The organism is Lacibacter sp. MH-610 (genome assembly GCF_045780045.1).
In the GTDB taxonomy this organism is placed as follows: Bacteria; Bacteroidota; Bacteroidia; order Chitinophagales; family Chitinophagaceae; genus Lacibacter.
On sequence record NZ_CP116002.1, the window covers coordinates 294,679 to 316,265 of the forward strand.

Genomic DNA, 21,587 nt, shown 5'->3' on the forward strand with positions numbered 1-21,587 from the left:
AATTAAAATAATCACAACAAAATTTACAACAATGACAACCCCAATTGAAAAAGTAAGCTTCACCGTTCCTACAAGAGATGAAGTAAGCGACAACAACAAAAGCATTTTTGATCACATGCAAAAAGCATTTGGCATGGTGCCAAACCTCTACGCCACTTTTGCATATAATGATACAGCATTAGCAGATTACCTGGCTTTGCAAAACCGTAAAAGCACCTTGACGGCTAAAGAGCGTGAAATTATTAATCTGGTAGTGAGCCAGGTAAATGACTGTAAGTATTGTGTACCTGCACACACGGCTATTTCAAAAATGCATGGCTTTACTGATGATGAAATATTACAGATACGCCGTGCACAAATTTCATTCAATGAAAAATATGCTGCACTGGCAACATTTGTAAAAGAAACCGCCGTTAACAAAGGCCGACCTTCAGAAAATGCTTTAGAAAATTTCTTTGAGGCAGGTTATAACAAAGCAAGCCTGGTAGATGTGATGATGGTGATTGGCGATAAAATCATGAGTAACTATCTGCATAACATCACGCAAATCCCTGTTGACTGGCCGGCTGTTCCTAACATATAAAATATCTGTTTCATCACAGGTGTTACTACACAAATGAGAACTATTAAAAAAGGAATCGTATGAAACAAAAAGTTTGGTTTATCACCGGCATCTCCGGTGGAATTGGTAAAGCTCTTGCAGCCTATGTACTCTCAAAAGGTGATATTGTTGCAGGCACTTTTCGGAAAAGTGAACAGGCAGAACAATTTAATCATGAAAACCCGCAGGATGCTCTAGGTATTATATTAGATGTAACTGATACAGCGGGTATTGATACTGCCATTAAAACAATCCTTGAAAAATTCGGACGTATTGATGTTGTTGTAAACAATGCAGGAGTTGGTTTTGCAGGAGCAATTGAAGAAGCCTCCGCTGAAGAAATAAGAACCGTGTTTGAAGCCAATTTTTTTGGTACGCTTACCGTTACTCAAAAGGTATTGCCGGTGATGCGTGCACAAAAGAGCGGACATATCATTCAGATATCTTCACATGGAGGTGTAAAAGCTTTTGCAGGATTTGGTATTTATAATGCGTCAAAATTTGCAGTAGAAGGTTTTAGTGAAGCGCTGGCACAGGAAATTGCACCGCTTGGTATAAAGCTCAGCATTATGGAACCGGGTCCTTTCAGAACAGGTTTTGCAGGCAACAATTTTTTAATGGCCAAAAAAGTAATGGATGATTATGCCGGTACAGCCGGTGTTTTTCGGGATCGCATAAAAGGTGTTGACGGCAAGCAGGAAGGCGATCCCGAAAAAGCAGCAGCAGCTATCTATAATCTCACATTAAGTGAAACGGCACCATTGCGCCTGCCTCTTGGTAAAACAGCATTACTTACCATTGGCGCTAAAGTTGAAAGTTTAAAAACAGATCTGGAGAATGCAAGAGAGGTTGCTGAAGGTGTTGTATTTTAATAATGAAAGAGGTGTTTCATTTTTATGACGCACCTCTTTCATTTACTATTTATTCTTCCCCTGCTACACTTGGCACACTGATACTTCCTCCAAAGAACAAAGCATTTAAAAACACCTTATTGCTTCCGTACCAGGTACCACGAAAGTTAGGATTATCACTGAATAAGATGACCTTTCCGTTTCCTTCAGCACCAACCAATATAGCTGCACTGTTTTTTACTTTCTTCAAAGTAGTAGGATGAATATAACCACCAATCAACGGATCATTGGTGTATTGTGCTACGGTACTGTAAGGGTTGGAGCTGGATTGTAAAAACGTTAATCCGTTTCTGTACCAGGAGAGTGTTTTGCTGTGCAAACCAAAACCAATAGGATTCGTTGTATCCACATCTACTTTAAATATAGAACCGCCCATGGCTTTTGCTCCTTCTATGTACACAGCATTATCATACAACTGACGTGCCGTTGCAGTTCTGCTGCTGTCAACTGATACTAATTTTTCTCTCGTAAATCCATTACGGATGGCCCACTCGCTTCCAGTCTTAATAGTGATGAGTGTGCCGCCGTTTTGCACCCATGCTTTGATTTTATCAGCCAGGTTTTTATCAATCAAGCCGTAATTACCACTCACCATAATAAGCGTGTTATAACGGTTGAGATTGGTCCTGCCCAAATTCAAAATATCAATTTTACTGATGGGCATTTGCAAACGCTGATCCAGCAGGTGCCAGATTTCCCCTGCCTCCGGTGCGGCAACTCCTGTACCAATGATCATGGCTACTTCGGGTTTTTGCAGGGTACGCATATAGCTGCTGCCCATATCCACACCACCGGCACTGTAACCGGTGCCGAGTGAATAAACGTGAATATTGGTGGAGGCACTTACGCTGCTCATTAAAATGTATAATGAATCAACACTGATGCGTTGCTGATTTACCGGCACCACAATAGAACCATAGCCAAAATTTTTCTTTTCATTATCGATCATTGCAGTAAACGGACGAAATGCTGTTTGTACAATGGCTCCGCCTTTCTGCAATTGATGAATAGCTTTGTGTGCATTGTAATCTGTTAATTCAAACACATATACATAATTACTTTTGGTAACTGTAAACGTTGGTGCTTTTACACTCGTAACACGATTTATTTTCGGCAACGGTGTTTTCAATTCTGTGTATGGAAGATTATAGGCGTGTACCAGGCTCCAGGCAGAAGCATCATAAAAAGAACTGTCGATATACGTAATTGCTTTTTCAAATACCGAACGCACCATGATGTAATTATCCTGATCAGTTGGCACATAAAACTGTTTGCCGCTTTCATACACTTCTATTTCATGCAGCAACAACATATCAACAAAAGCTTTGGTGCGTGTAGCATCTTTTACATCACCAAACAAATAACCTTTAACGGGCGATGCCGCCGCCTGTGCTTTAGACGTTTGATAAAACAGTTTACGCATCTTGAGCAGTTGTGCTTTTTCAGCCAGTGATGCTCTTATGGTGGTGAGCGATGCAGTGAATTGATTGCGGATGGTAAATGCAAACGTTATGGGAATTGTATTTGTTTCCTGCACATGACCACGGCTGCTGGCCTGTTCAAATAAAAAGCCGGCACCTCCATAGAAGTTGATGTAACTGCTGCCATAACCCGGGTAGAGTTTATCATACGCTTCTTTAGTAAAATACATGGAACCGATTTTATCTGTTGCGTTTGCAAAGTATTGTGCATACAATGGATAAATGGTTTTGTATAAATAGTCGGGCACAATGGGATTATTGCTCGCATCTTCACCGGGATCAAAATAAAACGTACTGTTCGTTCCCATTTCATGATGATCTGTTTGAATGTAAGGGCGCCAGTGATGAAAGAAGTTGATACGGTTTCTTGTTTCAGGAAAGGTGCCGAGAAACCAATCTCTGTTTAAATCAAACCAATAATGATTGAAACGACCGCCGGGCCAAATTTCTGTATGCTCTCTGTCTAATGGATCAGCCACAGGTGGTTCTGCTTTATGCATATTGGCCCAGCTTGAGTGCCGGTCTCTTCCATCGGGATTAATCACCGGGTCCATGGTAATTACCATTTCATTCATCCACTTACTTGCTTCTTCACTTTGCGATGCCACAATATAATAAGCAGTAAGCATGGCTGCTTCGCTGCTGCTGGGTTCATTTCCGTGAACGTTGTAACCCAGATGGATGACTAAAGGAATATTTTCGGTGTTGCCGTTGATTTGTCCGGCAAGATGTGCTTTGCGTATTTCTTCAATACGTGCATGATTCTGCGGCGATGTAAAAACTGCTGTAATCTGCTCTCTTTGTTCAAATGTTTTACCGATGATGCGTGTGGTAATACGATCGCTCAGCTCATCCAGTTTTTGAAAGTAGGCAACAATCTTATCATGCCTTGTGTGTTGCGCACCAATGGCATAACCTAAAAATTGTTCCGGCGTGGGAATGGAAGGATTAAAACTTCCGCTGTTGGGATAGAAATAGTTTTGCTGGGCAATGGCAGTAGTGCTTATGGTAACTGCAAGCAAGAATGTGAGCAGACGTAACATGGTTTTGGTTTTGGGTGAAGTTAGTAAAAAAGAGTTCCTTGAAATCAAAGCAAGGCTGAATTACACAGGCGGTTTATTAAAATCAATCAACTCTGTTTTCAATGATTATTACTTTGATTGAATTACTTTTACAGGTATGAAGCAGGAAGTTTTTTCTTCTCTTTTTCCGGTTAAAGCATACAGGCAGAATCGCTTCATTTTCTGGCTTACGGGTTTGTTTCTTGTTTGTCAGTTGGCAGTAAGTTTTACAAGAGGTGTGTTTACTCCGTTTTACAATTTTGGTATGTACTCCGCTGTATCCAAAATAAAACCTGCTTATCCTGTTCTTGAAATTTACAGTAAAGGTTCGCTTGTAAATTATAATGATTACACCTTGCACCAGTGGAACCGCATTCTTATTGCCTATGATTATGGTGTAAACCCACAGTTTAATGATTCCTTTTTTCAGCACCGTATAGAACCGATTATGGGGATGGCAGGTTTACATCCTGAACGTTCTTATTATGTAATGGATACTTCTGCGGCTGCACAGCAAAATCGACTGGAGGCATGGAAACAATTGGCTGAAACAATACTGGAAACAAAAATTGATTCTTTCCGCATCAGAAATTATACATGGAACGGCAGCACACTCACAGTACAATAGCGGCATTGGAAACAGCGCCTGTGTTTACGCATGAAGACCGTAAACGCTATACCTTGTTTTTTGTGATTGTATTTTATGTCTTAGCTGTTTACAAATTCATCAACGGTATGTGGCTGTTTCAAAACACGCCCTTTGCTTTCCGTCCGTATTTTGATGGTTCGTTGTGGATGTTTTTACAAACAGGAATACATCAATGGCTGCTCTATAATTCACCTGCCGCCCTTGGCATGGATCTGTTGTTTTACCTCCTGCCCGGTATTTATTTTTTTGTGTTCATCCGTTCTGTAAAAGCTGCTGCTGTTGTTGCAGGGCTGATGCTGTTGATCAATTTAGTTTATGTCTGGTGTTATACGGTCTTTCCTACTAACTCGCCGGAGGGTCATACTGCCTGGTTGTTTACACCCGTATTGTTTATGAGCATTGGGCTTACCGGTTTTTATTTGTGGATGCATGCACTACGTTATTTTTTTCTGTTCTTCTTTTTTTCTGCTGCCTTATGGAAGTTTTATCAGGGCGGAGTGTTTGAACCCATGCAGATGAGCGGCATCTTACTGGAGCAGCATAAAGATTTATTGGTTACTGATGCACAGGGATGGTATGCTTCATTTATTTATTGGCTGGTTCAAAATCCGGTGGCGGGCAGATTGCTATACCTTGCCGCCACAGGCATAGAGCTTGTTTTTATCGTAGGCTTTTTTACAAGAAAATATGACCGCCTGCTGTTGGTGCTTTTTTGTGTATTCCTGGTGATGGATGTGCTGGTGATGAAGATTCCTTATTACGAAGTGCTGGGCCTTACGCTGCCACTCCTGTTTTCAAAAAAAGCTGATCCCTTTTAAATGGAGTTGTAAAAGCATGCAACTGTGGAATCAAATTTGCAATCTCTTTACCGTTGCTAAAACAACATTGTAACATGAACAAACTTCAATCTTCACTTCTCTTTTGCCTGCTGATGGATGCTATTGGTTATGCCACTTACGCTGTACCATTTCTGGGTGAGTTTGGCGATATTATCTGGGCTCCTCTTTCGGCCATAATCTTTTTAAAAACCTTTGGTGGTTGGAAAGGTACTTTTGGTGGCGTTTTCAACTTTATTGAAGAGTTGTTGCCATGGACCGATTTTATTCCCTCCTTCACTGTTATGTGGGCCTGGCAGAATTTGATAGCGAAGAGAAAAACAGATATGATGATGAAGGCTGCGTAAGATTTTTACAGCTTTCTGTTAAAGCCTCTGCAGGATGTAGCACCTGTGGAGGCTTTTTGTTGATGGCTGCAAATAAGATGAAAGGCTGCGGGATTGAAGCGAAAATGAGGAAACTCAGCGGTTGAAAACCCTGACGGCGGTTGACGAAATTGCAGCGTAAAGCCCGATAATAGCTAATAGTTGTACAAACCCGCACAGCCCCAAAATTTCTTTATCAAATCGCTCTTTTTTCAACAAACGGCACCTTGAAGTGTTACACCATTTACTACATTCGCCACTATTAAAAATTAATTTACTGTATGAAGATTCAAACACTTTTGATTGCTTTTGTTGTTTTGTGCAGCAGTTCGTTTGCACAAACAAAACTTGTTGAAAAAGTAGTTCGTAAAAACAACGAACTGGTAATACCGTATGAAAAATATGTATTGCCCAATGGATTAACGCTCATCATTCATGAGGATCACAGCGATCCGCTGGTGCATGTAGATGTTACCTATCATGTGGGCAGTGCCCGTGAAGAAATTGGTAAGAGTGGTTTTGCCCATTTCTTCGAACACATGATGTTTCAGGGAAGTGATAACGTTGCCGATGAGCAGCATTTTAAAACAGTTACTTCGGCCGGTGGCGATTTAAATGGTACTACTAACCGTGACCGTACGAATTATTTTGAAACAGTACCCAGCAATCAATTAGAAAAAATGTTGTGGCTGGAAGCAGACCGCATGGGCTTTTTATTAGATGCGGTAACCCAACAAAAATTTGAAGTACAGCGTGCTACCGTAAAAAATGAACGTGGTCAGAATTATGATAACCGTCCCTATGGCTTAGCACAGGAATACCTGGCTAAGAATATGTATCCCTACGGTCATCCGTACAGTTGGTTAACCATCGGCTATGTAGAAGATCTTGACCGTGTAAATGTGGATGACCTGAAAAACTTTTTTCTGCGTTGGTACGGACCCAACAATGCTACGGTAACAGTAGGTGGTGATGTAAATCCGAAAGATGTCATTAAACTGGTTGAAAAATATTTTGGTTCTATTCCCCGTGGTCCGCAGGTGAATAAAATGCCGCCGATGGTTCCAAGAGTTGATAAGACACGTTTTGTTTCTTATGTTGATAATTATGCACGCATTCCTATCATGTTAAAGACCTATGCTACCGTTCCCAATTATCATAAGGATATGGCAGCGCTTGCATGTTTGGCTCAAATCTTAGGACAGGGAAACAATTCTGTATTGTATCAGCAGCTTACCAAAAAACAATTGGCCTTGCAGGCAAGTGCGGGCAGCCAGTTAAGTGAGTTGAGCGGTGAATTTGTTTTTACCATTGTGCCCATGCCCGGTAAACCACTGTCAAATGCTTACTCATTATTCAAACAGGCATTAGATAGTTTTGAAGTACGTGGTGTAACGGATGAAGATATTGAGCGTTTTAAAGGAGGCATCGAAGCACAGTTAGTAAACAGTTTGCAAAGTGTGAGTGGTAAAGTATCACAGCTTGCTGCATTGCAAACTTTTACAGGCAACCCCAATCAAATTGGTAAATTCCTGGAGATGTATCGCAGTGTAACCAAAGAAGATGTACAGCGTGTATATTTTCAATACATCAAGAATGCACATGGTGTTACATTGAGCATTTTACCTAAAGGCCAGGAGAAAAACGGAGTAGCAGAAGATAACTATGTGGTTGATAAAAGCAAGTACACTGCTCCTGATTATGGTTATGCCGGTTTAAAATATGTAAAAGCAAAAGATAAATTTGACCGCAGCAAAATGCCCGGCAACGGACCCAACCCTGTTGTAAAAGTGCCTGCTTACTGGACAAAGAAGATGGATAATGGAGTTGCTGTGATTGGTGCACAAAATACAGAGTTGCCCACAGTAACATTGTCTGTAAAAATTCCCGGTGGTCATCTGTTGCAGGGAAACGATCTGAGCAAAGCAGGATTGGCTGATTTCTTTGCTACCATGATGAATGAAGACACGAAGAACAGAAGTGCAGAAGCGATGAGTCGTGCTTTACAAAAACTGGGAAGCACTATCAATGTATTAACCAATGTGGATGGAGTACTGTTCCAAGTACGAACACTCAAAAAGAATTTAGATGCAACACTGGCGTTACTGGAAGAGCGTATGCTGATGCCTAAGTTTACAGATGATGCTTTTAAACGTTTGAAAAACCAGGCTATTGAAGGATTTAAGCAGCAAAAATCACAACCGGAATCTATTGCCTGGACGGTGTATTACAAGCTCATTTATGGTAATACTATTTTAGGAGTGAGTGAAGACGGTACCGAAACCACCATCAAGGGATTGAAGCTAGAAGACATTCAGAATTACTATGATAACAACATGACTTCGCAGGGCGTAAATGTAGTTGTAGTGGGTGATATTACTGAAAGCGAAATCCTGCCGAAGCTTTCTTTTCTTAACAAGTTGCCTAATAAAAAAATCAATATTCCTGCCCCTGCTGCAGCTCCTGCCATTGAAAAAACAAAGATCTATCTGGTGAATGTACCTAAGGCCGCACAAACAGAATTCCGTGTAGGTGCTGTTACCAATTTGAAATATGATGCAACAGGTGAGTTTTATAAAGCAGGGTTGATGAACTTTCCATTTGGCGGTGATTTTAACAGCCGTATAAACCTTAGCTTGCGTGAAGATAAAGGTTGGACCTATGGTGCGAATAGCTATTTTAGCGGTGATGCCTATTCCGGAAGATTTGTTTTCAACAGCAGCATTAAAGCAGAAGCAACTGACAGTGCATTAGCTGAGTTAATCAATATCTTTAACGGCTATATAACCAATGGTGTTACTGCTGATGAAATGGAGTTTATGAAGAGTGCCATTGGTCAGCGCGATGCGTTGCGTTATGAAACAGGTTTGCAGAAATTAGGATTTATCGGCCGTATTCTTGAATACAATCTACCCGCCAACTTTACAGAAGAGCAAACAACCATTTTAAAGAACATAAAAGCAGAAGAAATCAATACACTCGCTAAAAAGTGGCTGAATCTTGATAAGATGATTATTCTGCTGGTAGGTGATAAAGCTAAAATTTTACCTGGACTGCAAAAGCTGGGTTATGAAATTGTGGAACTGGATGCGGATGGGAAGGAAGTGAAAAAGTAAAGCTCGATTTCATATCATAAAGAGCGGCCTGTTATGGGCCGCTTTTTTTATTTAGGGCTTGGCCTGATGATAATTGAGCATCCTATTATTAAACATTTTTTGTTGATTTACTGCAAGGATGCTATTTTGAAGATTATTAAAAACCCTTTAACGCCGTATGCAAAACTTATATCCGCCGACACCGATGAACGTACCTGCTTCAGTTACGGATCCTTCACCAGCATTTAAGACAGAAGTTAAAAAAGTAATGAGCAGCATCCTGTTCTTTTTCATAGTGTACATCATTTTAATTGTTCTTGCTGTAGCGTTGGCAGCAGGTTGTATTATGCTGGGTATTGGTGTAATGATGGCACTTGGAAGTTTGCTAGGACTTGTTGCAGGTCTTGGTATTATGAGTATTGGTGTAATGGTTATTATTTTTCTGGTTAAATTTATATTCTCTGTAAAGCGTCATGATGAAAGTCAAACAATAGAAATAAAAGAACAGGAGCAGCCGGAACTCTTTGCCTTCATCAGACAACTAACCATTGATACACAAACACCTTTCCCAAAGAAAATTGTTTTATCACCCGAAGTAAATGCCTCTGTGTATTACAACGACAGTTTCTGGAGTATGATTTTACCAGTGAAGAAAAATTTACAAATCGGTTTGGGTTTGGTAAACTCTGTAACTCTCAGTGAGTTTAAAGCAATAATGGCGCACGAGTTTGGTCATTTTTCCCAAAAGAGCATGAAGCTGGGCAGCTTTGTATATAATGTGAATAAAGCTATTTACAATATGCTTTTTGAAAATAATGACTTCGGCAAATTTTTATCGGGCTGGGGAAGTTTACACTGGGCGATCAGCATTTTTGTTTGGTTCACTATCCAGATCATCAAAGGCATTCAATCAATTCTGCAAAGCATGTATGGCTTTATCAACAAAACGTATATGAGCCTTTCCCGTGAAATGGAATTCCATGCAGATGCTGTTGCTGCCAGTGTGAGCGGGAGCAAGCCCTTAATTACAGCGCTTAAAAAAATTGAAGTAAGTGGTTTGTGTTACCAGACTGTTCTGGAAAAAGCAGATGAGCGGCTCAAACAGAAAGAAGCATTTCAAAATGTTTACTCCAATCATAATGTAGTAATGAAACATTATGCAGAGCAATTTGATCTGCCGCTGCAGAATAATGCGCCGGTTGTAAGTGATGAGTTTTTAAACCGCTTCCGTTTAAGCAGGTTGAATATTAAAGATCAATGGGCTTCGCATCCGTCTACTGAAGATCGGGAACAAAAACTGAATGCATTAGGTATTCCAAGTGCTGATGATGGCCGTAGTGCATGGATCTTGTTCCGGGAGCCTGAACAATTGCAACAGCAGCTAACAGGTGTATTGTACAAAGCCGTGCCACAGGAAGCCAAAGAAAAAGTTACAGATGAAGCGATCTTTAAGCAAAGCTATATAGAAGAAGCTACTACTTATTCATTACCCGAAGTGTACAAAGGTTATTTTGACGGCAGACAAATGAATGATATGGATTTTGAAAAGGTATTTTCAACTTCTAATACCATACCTCTTAAAAAGGAATCTCTTTCAGAACTGTTTGCTGAAGAAATCGTAAACATACCTAAAAAGCTGGCTGCCAATGAATCTGATGCTGCACTGTTAAACGCCATTGCCGAAAGCCGGATTGATACCAAAACTTTTGATTATGATGGTGAGAAATATGAAAAAAAAGATGCAGCATCTGTTCTGGAAAAGGTGAATAAAGAAATTGAAATGCAGAAACAACAATTACAACAACAGGATGAAGCTGTAGTTATATTTTTTGCAGATGCTGCCAAAAAATGCAGTGAAGCTGACTGGCAATTACTTAAAGATAAATACAGTGCTCATTTTGCAAACAGAAAGAAAGCAGATGAACATTTTATAGTAGCGCAACGGGTGCTTGATATTATGGGTCCTTTGCTTCGTGGCGAACAGGTAAGTATTGAAGCAGCAGGAACAATGGCTGCTGAGCTGAGAACTGAGAGCGAACATTTAAAACCACTTTTAAAAGAGTGGACAAATAATGGGGTGTTTGACAGTAATGAAGAGCTGAAAGAAAAAGCCAGACAATTTATGCTTACGCATTATCAATATTTTTCCGGCGATACTTTTTTTGATACAGAGCTTTCACAATTACACCAGTTGGTAGGTGAGTCTTATGTAGGGGTAGGCGCATTTCAATTTAAAAATTTCAAAGCATTACTACAATGGCAGCTTGAGCTGCTGGAAAAGGCTGCATAAGAAACTATTTGCAGAGTTCATAAGTTTTCAGAACTTGTGCAGAAAGATATTCTTGTGAAATATATTTTCCTTCTGCTCTGCCTGGTAAGTACTTTTCAGTCATCAGCACAACTGCCCGTACCTTCTTCCGGCAAAATCATCCGGCATGATAGCTTTGCTTCACAGTTTGTAACAGCACGTAATGTGGATGTGTGGCTGCCGCAAGGTTATTCACCCAAAAAGAAATATGCGGTACTGTACATGCATGACGGGCAAATGCTGTATGATTCATCTTTGAACTGGAACAAACAGGAATGGGGAGTGGATGAAACGATAACCCGTTTGATGAAAGAAAAAAAGATCAAAGATGTTATTGTAGTAGGTGTTTGGAACGGCGGTAAGTACCGTCACACTGATTATTTTCCGCAGAAACCATTTGAACATTTAACCCAACAGGAACGAGATACCTTGTATTATGCCAAACGCACCAATGGTGCATTGGTGTTCCAGGGCGAGAAAGTACATTCTGATTTGTATTTGAAATTTTTAGTAACAGAACTCAAACCCTTTATTGATAAAACGTATTCTACGAAAACAGACAGGGCGAATACATTTATTGGAGGCAGCAGTATGGGCGGACTCATCAGTATGTATGCTATTTGTGAGTACCCCGATGTGTTTGGAGGCGCAGCCTGTTTGAGCACACACTGGCCGGGTGTTTTTTCAATGGATGACAACCCTGTACCTGCTGTTTTTATGAATTATCTGCGGAATCATTTACCATCACCCGCCACCCATAAAATTTATTTTGATTATGGTGATGCTACACTGGATGCTTTATATCCACCCTTACAAAAAATGGCAGATGAGATAATGAAGGAAAAAGGGTTCACAGCATCCAATTGGATCACGAAATATTTTCCCGGTGAAGATCATAGTGAAAATGCATGGCAGAAACGATTGGATATTCCTTTGTTGTTTTTGTTGAAAAGATAAAACACTTACTGCAGAGAACGAGAGATAAGGAGGATACGCTGAGGACCTCTGCGAAAAACTCTGCTTTCTTCTTTCTCTGCGGTTAAAAAACTTATTCGATGGAAAAGATTAAAAAAGAATTCATCAGAGATTGCGTGAGGCATTTGAATGAATACACCAAGCGTGTAAAAATTTGCTTAGATATGCTGAGCGAAGAACAGGTTTGGCAAAAACCGAATGAAGCATCTAATTCCATTGCCAATCTCATGCTGCATTTATGTGGTAATATGACACAATATGTGTTATCATCATTAGGAAGCAGGGCTGACTTAAGAGAAAGGGATAAGGAATTTTCAGCTAAAGGCGGTTTCACTAAAGAGCAATTGTTTGAAAAACTGAGTGGCGTTGTACACAGTGTCATTGAAGAAATACAGATACATGATGAAGAATCCTTACTCAAAACAAGAACGGTACAGGGCTTTGAAAAAAGCGGCATCGCCATCATTCTGCACATTACAGAACATTACTCGTATCACACCGGGCAGATTGCCCTGCTCACCAAATTAATGACCAATGAAGATTTAGAGTTTTATAAGGGCATGGACCTGAATGCAAAAAACCGTGTATAAAAGAATCACGCATCAACAAAAAAGCCACACACGGCAGTATATGGCTTCAAAAATTTAATCGGCTCTTGAGCTTATTCGCCTATGTAGCTTTTCCAACGCTTAAACTGTCTGGTCTGAGGGCTTTCAAAAGACTCCATCAGGAGATGAACAATTTGCTTAAAGGAAAGAATTACAGCAGAGCTTTTACGGATAGCTGTTTTCATAATTATTGGATTTGAGCTATAAAGATAACTGCTGCTTTTTTGTTTTGCAAGAGTTGCGGCCTGTTTTTTCACTTGAAAATGATAAGGGTAAACCTTTAAGAAAGGTTTCGAAATGTTATGCAAATCAGGAAAAACAATTTAATTTGTTCACAAATCCATTATTCATGTATTCAAAGCTTACGGTCTTCTTTTTCAGCATCTTGTGTGTTTCCCTCCATTCATATTCCCAGCTTAAACAGGTTACAGCTACACTGCGTCCGCAACTGGAACAGGTAATTAAAGAATTTCCCAATCATTTTTCAGGAATCCGTGGTGCGGCATTGATTGAAGATGAAAATGCATCTGAATTTGAAAGTAAGGTCATTGTAAAGGATGCCCTTGAAACAAAGTTGATTGCCTTTTCCAATCAAAAATATAAAAGCTGGGTGTGGGAGTGCCGCTTGTTTGAAACAGAAGATATCAATCAACTGAAGCGTCAATACAAAGCTTACTATAATGATATTGCCGGTAAAACATTAATCAGTAAACCTAATCTCAGAAATTTAATTCCGGTTTCTGATTATACTGCCCCGGATGGAGAACTCCGCCTGGTAAGCAATCAATTCAGAATGGGTGGTTCAGATGATAACTTTAAACATCTTGTTGTGGATCTTGTAGCCGAATATATTAATTTTCAGTGGTCAGTTTACGTACGAGTATATGACAAAGAAAAAGATGAAGAGATAAGACCTACTGAAAAAAATATCCGTTACTAAACGTCAAATTTTCTCAACACATTCAGCATTTCATTTTTGATTTCCTCATTACACAGGTGCCCGATGCTGCCTTCATGGGTGTGATGCAGTTGCTGAAGATTATATTCAAATGTTCCGTTGTTAATTGCATTGCCCACTTGCTGATAGGCTTCACGAAACGGAATGCCTTTGTTCACCAATTCATTCACCGCTTCTACACTGAAGAGGTATTTATATTTTTCATCTGCCAGAATATTTTCTTTAATGCTGATGTTTTGCAGCATCAGTTGTACAAGTTGCAAACAGGCCTTGATTTCTTCAATGGCAGGAAAAAGAATTTCTTTGGTGAGTTGCAAATCTCTATGATAGCCGCTTGGAAGATTGTTGAGCAATAAAGTGATTTCGTTGGGAACGGATTGCATACGGTTGCATTTGGCACGAATGAGTTCAAACACATCGGGATTTTTTTTGTGCGGCATAATGCTGCTGCCGGTGGTTAACTCATCGGGAAAAGAAATGAAACCAAAATTCTGATTCATATACAAACAGCAATCCATACTGAGTTTGCTGAGGGTAGCTGCAATGCTGCTGATGCCGATAGCCGTTGCTTTCTCTGCTTTGCCTCTTGTCATTTGTGCATACACACTGTTATAGTTGAGCGTTGCAAAGTTTAAAAGCTCGGTTGTTCTTTTTCTGTTGAGCGGAAACGAGGAACCATAGCCTGCACCGCTGCCCAACGGATTTTTGTTGACGATATGATATGCTGCTGAAAGCAGTTCTAAATCATCAATCAAACTTTCAGCATAAGCGCCCAACCATAATCCTGCTGATGAAGGCATTGCAATTTGCAGATGGGTGTAACCGGGAAGCAGTTTGTCTTTATGTTCTTCACTTTTGCTGATGAGTAAATCAAAGAGATTTTTTACTTCTTCTTTTATGTTGTTGATTTCTGCACGGAGATAAAGTTTTATATCAACAGCTACCTGGTCGTTTCTGCTGCGGCCACTGTGGATTTTTTTGCCGGCATCACCAATTTTTTCGGTAAGGAGTTTTTCTATTTGTGAATGCACATCTTCTATACCTTCTTCAATGATAAAAGAACCCTGTTCGATTGTTTTTAAAATTTCATTCAATCCTTTAATAGCTTGGTCAGCTTCTTCTTTGGTCATTAAACCTACTTCACCCAGCATCGTTACATGAGCGATTGAGCCTTGTACATCATACTTAGCAAGTAACAAATCAAATTCTTTATCTCTCCCAACTGTAAATTGTTCAACTAATTGTGAAGTGGATGTATTTTCTTTTTGCCAAAGTTTCATAACAGAAGCTGGTTTAAAAGTTGAATGTATAATTCAATGCCTTCTTTGATTTCATTAGTATAAATAAACTCATCTGCTGTATGGCTTCTTGCACTATCGCCGGGACCTATCTTCAACGCAGGAAATGGCATCAATGCTTTATCGCTTGTGGTAGGTGAGCCGTAATACGTTCTACCTAATGTTGTTCCTGCCTGTACAAGCGGATGGTTTAATGCAATATTTGTTGATTTCAATCTTGTGCTGCGTGGTGTAACATCGCTTTGCACATTGGCTTTGATAATTTGTAATAATTCATCAAAGCTGTATAATTCATTTACACGTACATCCACAATAAACCTGCACTGTGCCGGCACAACATTGTGCTGTTTATTCTCTGTTTCAATAGATGTAACGTTAAATTTACAAGCACCGAGTAATTCACTGTTTTTTTCAAACGGATAGTTTTGAAACCATTCTATGTCTTTGATTGCTTTGTATAATGCATTCTCACCTTCGTTGCGTGCAGCATGTCCTGCTTTGCCATGTGCAACACAATCTAAAACCATCAAACCTCTTTCAGCAACGGCCATTTGCATTTGAGTAGGTTCGCCCACAATGGCACAATTAATCTTGGGCAAAAAAGGCAAGATCATTTCAATACCGCCTGTGCCGCTGATTTCTTCTTCGGCAGTTGCAGCAAGTGCAAGATTGTAGTTTAAATTCTGTAGCGGATAAAAGTGTAAAAACGTTGCGATGAGTGCAACCAAACTTCCGCCTGCATCATTGCTACCCAAACCAAAGAGCTTGGCCTCTTTTTCAATCGCCTCAAATGGATTAAGGGTGTATCCTTTGTTGGGTTTTACTGTATCATGATGGGAGTTGAGCAAAATAGTTGGTTTGCTTTCATCAAAATGTTCATTCAATGCAAATATGTTATTGCCCACCCTGCTTGCTGCAATTCCTTTGAGTGCAAAGAACTTTCCGATGAGAGCAGCGGTATCACCTTCTTCTTTGCTGAAAGAAGGTGTAGTGATGAGCTCTTTTAACAGCTCAACTGCTTCATTGTATAATATATTGATGTCTTTACTCATTGACGATTGCGGTTCCTTTTGTTCCATCAATTAATTGTTGCAGCTCTTCTGCTTTACCAATAATGACTTTGTTTACACCGCTATGAATAGCTGCAAATGCATTGTCTAATTTTGGCAGCATGCCTGCAAATATTTTCTGCTCTGTTTTTAGTTGTTGGTATGATGAAGAATTGATACTGTTGATGACAGATGTTTCATCATTCACATCCAATAATACTCCTGCTTTTTCAAAACTGTAAATCAATTCAACTTCATATAATTCACTCATGGCTTTGGCGGTTTCCTGGGCAATGGTATCAGCATTGGTGTTTAGAAGCTGACCGTTGCCATCATGAGTGATAGGTGCTAATACAATGGCATCATTGAATTGTAAAAGTGTGTGAAGCAGTTCTGCATTTACTTCATCAATATCACCTACAAAACCGTAATCAACAGCCCCCTCCAAACTTCCTCCGCCAATTGGCGGAGAGGCTTTGCCTTCCGACCTTTTATGAGCCTTTATAGAATTTCCATCTGCACCGCTTAACCCCATTGCATTACAACCAAGCGATTGTAATTGTGCCACAATATTTTTATTGATGAATCCTGCATACACCATTGTTACAATCTTGAGTGTTTCAGCATCGGTGATTCTTCTGCCGTCAATCATTTGTTGCTGAACGCCCATTGCTTCTGCTATACGTGTTGCCAATTTACCGCCGCCATGCACTAATATTCTTTTGCCCTCAACAAGCGCAAATGACTGAAGGAATGATGAGAGTTTTGCTTCATCATCAATGATATTCCCTCCAATCTTAACAACGATTAATTTATCCATTTGCTTTCAGTATTTCACTTAAAACTGCCTGCGCCGCCCAAACACGATTGCTTGCTTGTTGTGTTACAATGCTGTGCTGACTGTCTAACACCTCATCACTTAATTCAATATTTCTTCTTACGGGCAAGCAGTGCATGATACGGGCATTGTTAGTGTGTTTTAATTTTTCTTCTGTGAGCATCCACTCAGGGTCGTTGCAATAAATTTTTCCGTAATCAGAAAACGTGCTCCAGTTTTTTACATATACAAAATCAGCATCTTTTAATGCTTCTTCCTGATTGTAAGTAATAGTTGCTTCTTTTGTAAACTGTTCATCCAGTTCATAATCCTGCGGGTGAGTGATTACAAAATCAAAGCGTTTTTTTCCCTCTCCTTTGGAGAGGGTTGGGGTGAGGTTCCAGGCGTTTATCCATTGCGCAAAACTATTAGCCACGCATTGAGGAAGTGGTTTGATATGCGGCGCCCAGGTTAATACAATTTTAGATTTTCGATTGACGATTTTAGATTTATTTAATTCTTCGATTATAGTGAGAATGTCGGTAAGAGATTGCAGCGGATGAAGTGTTGCGCTTTCTAAACTTACAACCGGTACACCGGCATACTTAATGAATTGCTTAATGAAGAGCTCACTGTAATCATCTTCCTTAATCTTCAGTCCGGGAAATGTTCTGATAGCTAAAACATCAAAATAATTTCCAAGAATGGGCGCTGCATCTTTTACATGTTCAACCGAGGTGCCGCTCATGATGGCTTCTTCTTCAAACTCCCATGTCCATCCTTCGCTGCCTACATTGAATACGATTGGCTGCATGCCGAGGTTCTCTGCTGCAATCTGGGTACTGAGACGTGTACGCAAACTGGGGTTTAAAAAAATCAAGCCCATGCGTTTGCCCATACCCAATGTTTTATCTGCAAAGGGATTGGCTTTGTACAGAAGTGCTTGTTGCACCAATGCATCGATATTGTTTACATCATGAACAGAGATGAATTGCTTCATGTCAGATAATTATACGGTTATATTTTCAATTTCTTCTTTCAAACAATCAATAAACATTTCTGCATCTTTCTTCTTTAATGCAAGGCTTGGCAACAAACGTATTACGTTCGGTTTTGCTTCGCCGGTGAATATTTTTTGGTTGGTAAGCAGGTTCTTTTTTAAATCTTTCAATTTTTCGGGAACATCAAAGCCAATCATTAATCCTCTTCCTCTTACATTTTTAACACTATCAATTTGCTCCAATTGTTCTTTTAAATACTTTCCCATCATCACTGCATTACCCATCAATTTTTCTTCTTCCATTACTTCCAGAACGGCCAATGCTGCTGCACAAGCCAAATGATTACCGCCAAATGTAGTGCCCAGTTGAAAATGTTTAGGTTTGATATGCGGTGCAATGATGATGCCGCCGATGGGAAAACCATTACCCATTCCTTTGGCCATGGTGTAGATGTCTGCATTCACGCCTGCATAATCATGACTGAAAAATTTGGCGCTTCTTCCATAGCCACATTGTACGCTATCAGCAATGTACACAGCACCATGTTCATCACACAGACTGCGGATGAGTTTGAGAAATGAATTCTCTGCTACATTAATACCTCCCACACCCTGTATGCCTTCAATAATTACAGATGAAATTTCATCTCCATGTTTTTGAAATGTTTCTTGCAAAGCTTCTTCATCATTGAACGGAAGAAAAATCACATTCTCTGTTTCATTCACAGGTGCGATGTAGTTTTTATTATCTGTTGCACTAACCGCCAATGAAGTTCTTCCATGAAATGCTTTACTGAAGGCAATGATTTTTTTTCTTCCATTATGAAAGCTGGCCAGTTTTAATGCATTTTCATTTGCTTCTGCTCCACTGTTGCACAGAAAGAGTTGATAGTCATCTTTGCCGCTTAGTTTACCCAACTTTTCTGCCAGTTGTTGTTGAATGGGAATTTTAATAGAGTTTGAATAAAATGCAATCTGGTTCAACTGCTCTTCTATCCTTTTTACCCAATGCGGGTGTGTGTGACCGATGCTGATGACTGCATGACCGCCATACATATCTAAATATTGTTCACCCTTATCATCCCATACATATGAGCCTTTGGCTTTGGTTATGGTGATGTTATTGATTGGATATACGTCGAATAAATTCATGTCTTTTATTTTACCACGAAGACGCAAAGGCACAAAGGCTGCTTTGTTTCTTCGTGTCTTTGTGATTAGAAATAATTGGCTTTCAAATGAAGCCCCGCCGTTTCTTCAATGCCAAACAGAAGGTTCATATTCTGCACTGCCTGACCGCTTGCGCCTTTTAGTAAATTATCAATTGCTGAATGAACAACTAGTTGCATGCCCACTTTCTCTAATTGAATCACACATTTATTCGTGTTTACTACCTGCTTTAAAAAAATAGATTCATTGCTGATGTGTGTAAACGGATGGTCATGATAAAATGATTCATACAGTTCATTCAACTCTTCTAAACTTTTATCGCATTGCAATTGAGAGCTGATAAAAATTCCTCTTGTAAAATCGCCTCTCCACGGTACGAAGTTCAATGGTTCAATAGTTGAATGGTTGAATGGTTTTATTTGATTGAGGCTTTCCATAATTTCAGGAACATGCTGATGCGTTAATGTTTTATATGCCTGAATATTATTTGCCCGCCAGCTGAAGTGTGATGTAGCAGCTAAACTTTGCCCGGCACCTGTGCTTCCTGTTATACCTGTTGTATAAACTTCTTTGAGCAATCCTGCTTTTGCCAGCGGTAATAATCCTAATTGAATCGTTGTGGCAAAACAACCCGGGTTGGCAATATTTTGTGCTGATTGAATTTTCTCTCTGTTCAACTCAGGCAAACCGTATATAAACTTTCTGTTTTCAAATGAAGCGTTTTGTTGCAAACGAAAATCATTGGCCAGATCAATCACTTTTATGTTCGCATCAATCTTGTTTTCCACTAAAAATTTTTTGGATTCACCGTGACCCAAACATAAAAACAACACATCAATCTCATTTGAAAAATCAGCAGAAAACATCAATTTTTCTCCCATTAAATCCTGGTGAACAGTTGAAACCAAGTTCCCCGCATTGCTTCTGCTGTGAATGAATTTGATTTCAACATGGGGATGATGAATGAGCAAACGAGTTAACTCACCACCGGTATACCCGGCACCACCAATGATGCCCACCTGTATTTTTTTTGTACTCATTGCTTATTGTTTTCTTCCTGAACGGAATTCCAGATTCTTGTTTGATTACCAAAGATGGTACTGAACCCTCTCACATCTTCACCCGTATAACCGCTATTCATTTCACCATACTTGCCAAACTTGCTGCTCATTAAATCATATTCACTTTCGATGCCTTCAATCATAAAGCGATAAGGAAGTAGTTGTACAAACACAATACCTGTAACATTTTGCTGAGCATTTTCAAAAAAGGCTTCTATATCACGCATCACAGGGTCAAGTATTTGTCCCTCATGCAACCAGTTACCATAGAATTGTGCCAATGTATCTTTCCATTGCAGTTGCCATTTGGTAAGCACATGTTTTTCCAAAGCATGATGTGCTTTTAAAATAATCATAGGCGCTGCAGCTTCAAAACCTACTCGTCCTTTAATGCCAATGATGGTGTCACCCACGTGAATATCTCTTCCAATTGCAAAGGGACCGGCTATGTCTTGCAAATATTGAATTGCTTCGCTGGGATGTGAAAAGTTTTTATCGTTGATTGAAACTAACTCGCCTTTAACAAAACCCAATTTTACATTTTCAACTTTCAATTTTTCATTTAGCTGTGTAGGCCATGCTTCCTCCGGCAACAAGCCTTTACTGTTGAGTGTTTCTTTACCGCCCACACTGGTGCCCCACAACCCTTTGTTAATGCTGTACACTGCTTTATCAAAGTTCATTTCAACTCCTTTGCCTTTTAAGTAAGCAATTTCTTCTTCACGGCTCAGCTTCATATCACGAATGGGCGTGATGATTTTTACACCAGGCAGCATGATATTAAAAATCATATCAAAGCGCACCTGGTCGTTGCCCGCTCCTGTGCTGCCATGTGCTACTGCATCTGCATTTAATTTCTTAGCGTGTTCAGCAATATGCAATGCCTGTATCAATCGCTCAGCACTCACACTCAGCGGATAGGTATTATTCTTTAAGCAGTTGCCAAACACTAAGTATTTAATAATACGGTCGTAATAGTCTTTTACTGCATCAACCGTGGTATGTGTTTTTACACCCAGCTTGTAAGCATGTGCTTCAATACGTTTGAGTTCAGCTTCATCAAAGCCGCCTGTGTTTACGATGATGCTGTGCACTTCATAGCCCTTATCATCACTGAGATATTTAGCACAATAAGTAGTATCTAAACCACCACTGAAACCAAGTACAATGCGACCTCCCCCAGCCTCCCGCTGTTGCGGGACAGGCTCTCCAAAGGAGGTGTTTGAGCCTCCGCTGTTGGGAGAATGATTACTATTTGTAAGGTTGAAACTGTTCATTTTAATTATGCTGTTTAAATAATGCAGAATAGGATTAAGAACGTAAAAGAGCCCCGCTAAAGACGGG

18 protein-coding genes are annotated in these 21,587 nt (G+C 39.8%); 10 read left to right on the forward strand and 8 right to left on the reverse strand.

The window, feature by feature from the left end:
* Positions 1-31 precede the first annotated feature (31 nt).
* Positions 32-583 carry a carboxymuconolactone decarboxylase family protein gene (locus tag PDL71_RS01315; protein ID WP_407524365.1) on the forward strand — a complete coding sequence of 184 codons (552 nt, stop codon included), beginning with the start codon at positions 32-34 and terminating at the stop codon, positions 581-583.
* A 59-nt stretch (positions 584-642) separates the two neighbouring features.
* Positions 643-1,473 carry an oxidoreductase gene (locus PDL71_RS01320; protein ID WP_407524367.1) on the forward strand — a complete coding sequence of 277 codons (831 nt, stop codon included), beginning with the start codon at positions 643-645 and terminating at the stop codon, positions 1,471-1,473.
* Positions 1,474-1,522: 49 nt separating this feature from the next.
* Here the strand turns inward: PDL71_RS01320 and PDL71_RS01325 are convergent, their stop codons facing one another.
* Positions 1,523-4,036 carry a M14 family zinc carboxypeptidase gene (locus PDL71_RS01325; protein ID WP_407524369.1) on the reverse strand — a complete coding sequence of 838 codons (2,514 nt, stop codon included), beginning with the start codon at positions 4,034-4,036 and terminating at the stop codon, positions 1,523-1,525.
* A gap of 136 nt (positions 4,037-4,172) precedes the next feature.
* On the opposite strand from PDL71_RS01325, the gene PDL71_RS01330 reads away from it, so the two are divergent.
* The 8 genes from PDL71_RS01330 to PDL71_RS01365 all read left to right on the forward strand — a co-directional run bounded on the left by PDL71_RS01330 (position 4,173) and on the right by PDL71_RS01365 (position 13,830).
* Positions 4,173-4,682 carry a hypothetical protein gene (locus PDL71_RS01330; RefSeq protein ID WP_407524371.1) on the forward strand — a complete coding sequence of 170 codons (510 nt, stop codon included), beginning with the start codon at positions 4,173-4,175 and terminating at the stop codon, positions 4,680-4,682.
* Positions 4,652-5,521 carry a hypothetical protein gene (locus PDL71_RS01335; RefSeq protein ID WP_407524373.1) on the forward strand — a complete coding sequence of 290 codons (870 nt, stop codon included), beginning with the start codon at positions 4,652-4,654 and terminating at the stop codon, positions 5,519-5,521. Before PDL71_RS01330 ends, PDL71_RS01335 begins: the two co-directional genes overlap by 31 nt.
* Before the next feature lie 74 nt (positions 5,522-5,595).
* Positions 5,596-5,886 (forward strand): hypothetical protein, encoded by a 291-nt coding sequence (locus PDL71_RS01340; protein ID WP_407524375.1) that lies wholly within the window; start codon positions 5,596-5,598, stop codon positions 5,884-5,886.
* Between the two features lie 299 nt (positions 5,887-6,185).
* A complete protein-coding gene (locus PDL71_RS01345) occupies positions 6,186-9,020 on the forward strand; it encodes a M16 family metallopeptidase (RefSeq protein ID WP_407524377.1) in 2,835 nt (944 codons plus the stop codon).
* A 157-nt stretch (positions 9,021-9,177) separates the two neighbouring features.
* Positions 9,178-11,289, forward strand: coding sequence for a M48 family metallopeptidase (locus PDL71_RS01350; RefSeq protein ID WP_407524379.1), 2,112 nt, complete (start codon positions 9,178-9,180; stop codon positions 11,287-11,289).
* A gap of 54 nt (positions 11,290-11,343) precedes the next feature.
* A complete protein-coding gene (locus PDL71_RS01355) occupies positions 11,344-12,264 on the forward strand; it encodes an alpha/beta hydrolase (protein WP_407524381.1) in 921 nt (306 codons plus the stop codon).
* 98 nt (positions 12,265-12,362) lie between these two features.
* Entirely contained in the window at positions 12,363-12,872 is a 510-nt protein-coding gene (locus PDL71_RS01360) for a DinB family protein (protein WP_407524383.1), read from the forward strand.
* A 367-nt stretch (positions 12,873-13,239) separates the two neighbouring features.
* Entirely contained in the window at positions 13,240-13,830 is a 591-nt protein-coding gene (locus tag PDL71_RS01365) for a hypothetical protein (RefSeq protein ID WP_407524385.1), read from the forward strand.
* On the opposite strand, the gene argH is transcribed toward PDL71_RS01365, so the two are convergent.
* The 7 genes from argH to argG all read right to left on the reverse strand — a co-directional run bounded on the left by argH (position 13,827) and on the right by argG (position 21,520).
* The gene (gene argH, locus PDL71_RS01370) at positions 13,827-15,128 is read right to left on the reverse strand and encodes an argininosuccinate lyase (protein ID WP_407524387.1); all 1,302 of its coding nucleotides are present in this window, start codon (positions 15,126-15,128) and stop codon (positions 13,827-13,829) included. The two genes, PDL71_RS01365 and argH, sit on opposite strands and share 4 nt — an antisense overlap.
* Positions 15,125-16,225 (reverse strand): M20 family metallo-hydrolase, encoded by a 1,101-nt coding sequence (locus tag PDL71_RS01375; protein WP_407524389.1) that lies wholly within the window; start codon positions 16,223-16,225, stop codon positions 15,125-15,127. The genes argH and PDL71_RS01375 overlap by 4 nt, the downstream gene beginning before the upstream one ends.
* On the reverse strand, positions 16,191-17,015 hold the full coding sequence (gene argB, locus PDL71_RS01380) for an acetylglutamate kinase (RefSeq protein ID WP_407524391.1): 825 nt from the start codon (positions 17,013-17,015) through the stop codon (positions 16,191-16,193). The genes PDL71_RS01375 and argB overlap by 35 nt, the downstream gene beginning before the upstream one ends.
* Positions 17,008-18,012 carry an acetylornithine carbamoyltransferase gene (locus PDL71_RS01385; protein ID WP_407524393.1) on the reverse strand — a complete coding sequence of 335 codons (1,005 nt, stop codon included), beginning with the start codon at positions 18,010-18,012 and terminating at the stop codon, positions 17,008-17,010. The genes argB and PDL71_RS01385 overlap by 8 nt, the downstream gene beginning before the upstream one ends.
* Before the next feature lie 9 nt (positions 18,013-18,021).
* Positions 18,022-19,164: an aspartate aminotransferase family protein gene (locus PDL71_RS01390; RefSeq protein WP_407524395.1), complete on the reverse strand. Its 1,143-nt coding sequence runs from the start codon at positions 19,162-19,164 to the stop codon at positions 18,022-18,024.
* A 65-nt stretch (positions 19,165-19,229) separates the two neighbouring features.
* Complete coding sequence (gene argC / locus PDL71_RS01395; RefSeq protein WP_407524397.1) at positions 19,230-20,222, reverse strand: N-acetyl-gamma-glutamyl-phosphate reductase; 993 nt, start codon at positions 20,220-20,222, stop codon at positions 19,230-19,232.
* The gene (gene argG, locus PDL71_RS01400) at positions 20,219-21,520 is read right to left on the reverse strand and encodes an argininosuccinate synthase (RefSeq protein WP_407524399.1); all 1,302 of its coding nucleotides are present in this window, start codon (positions 21,518-21,520) and stop codon (positions 20,219-20,221) included. The genes argC and argG overlap by 4 nt, the downstream gene beginning before the upstream one ends.
* Positions 21,521-21,587 lie beyond the last annotated feature (67 nt).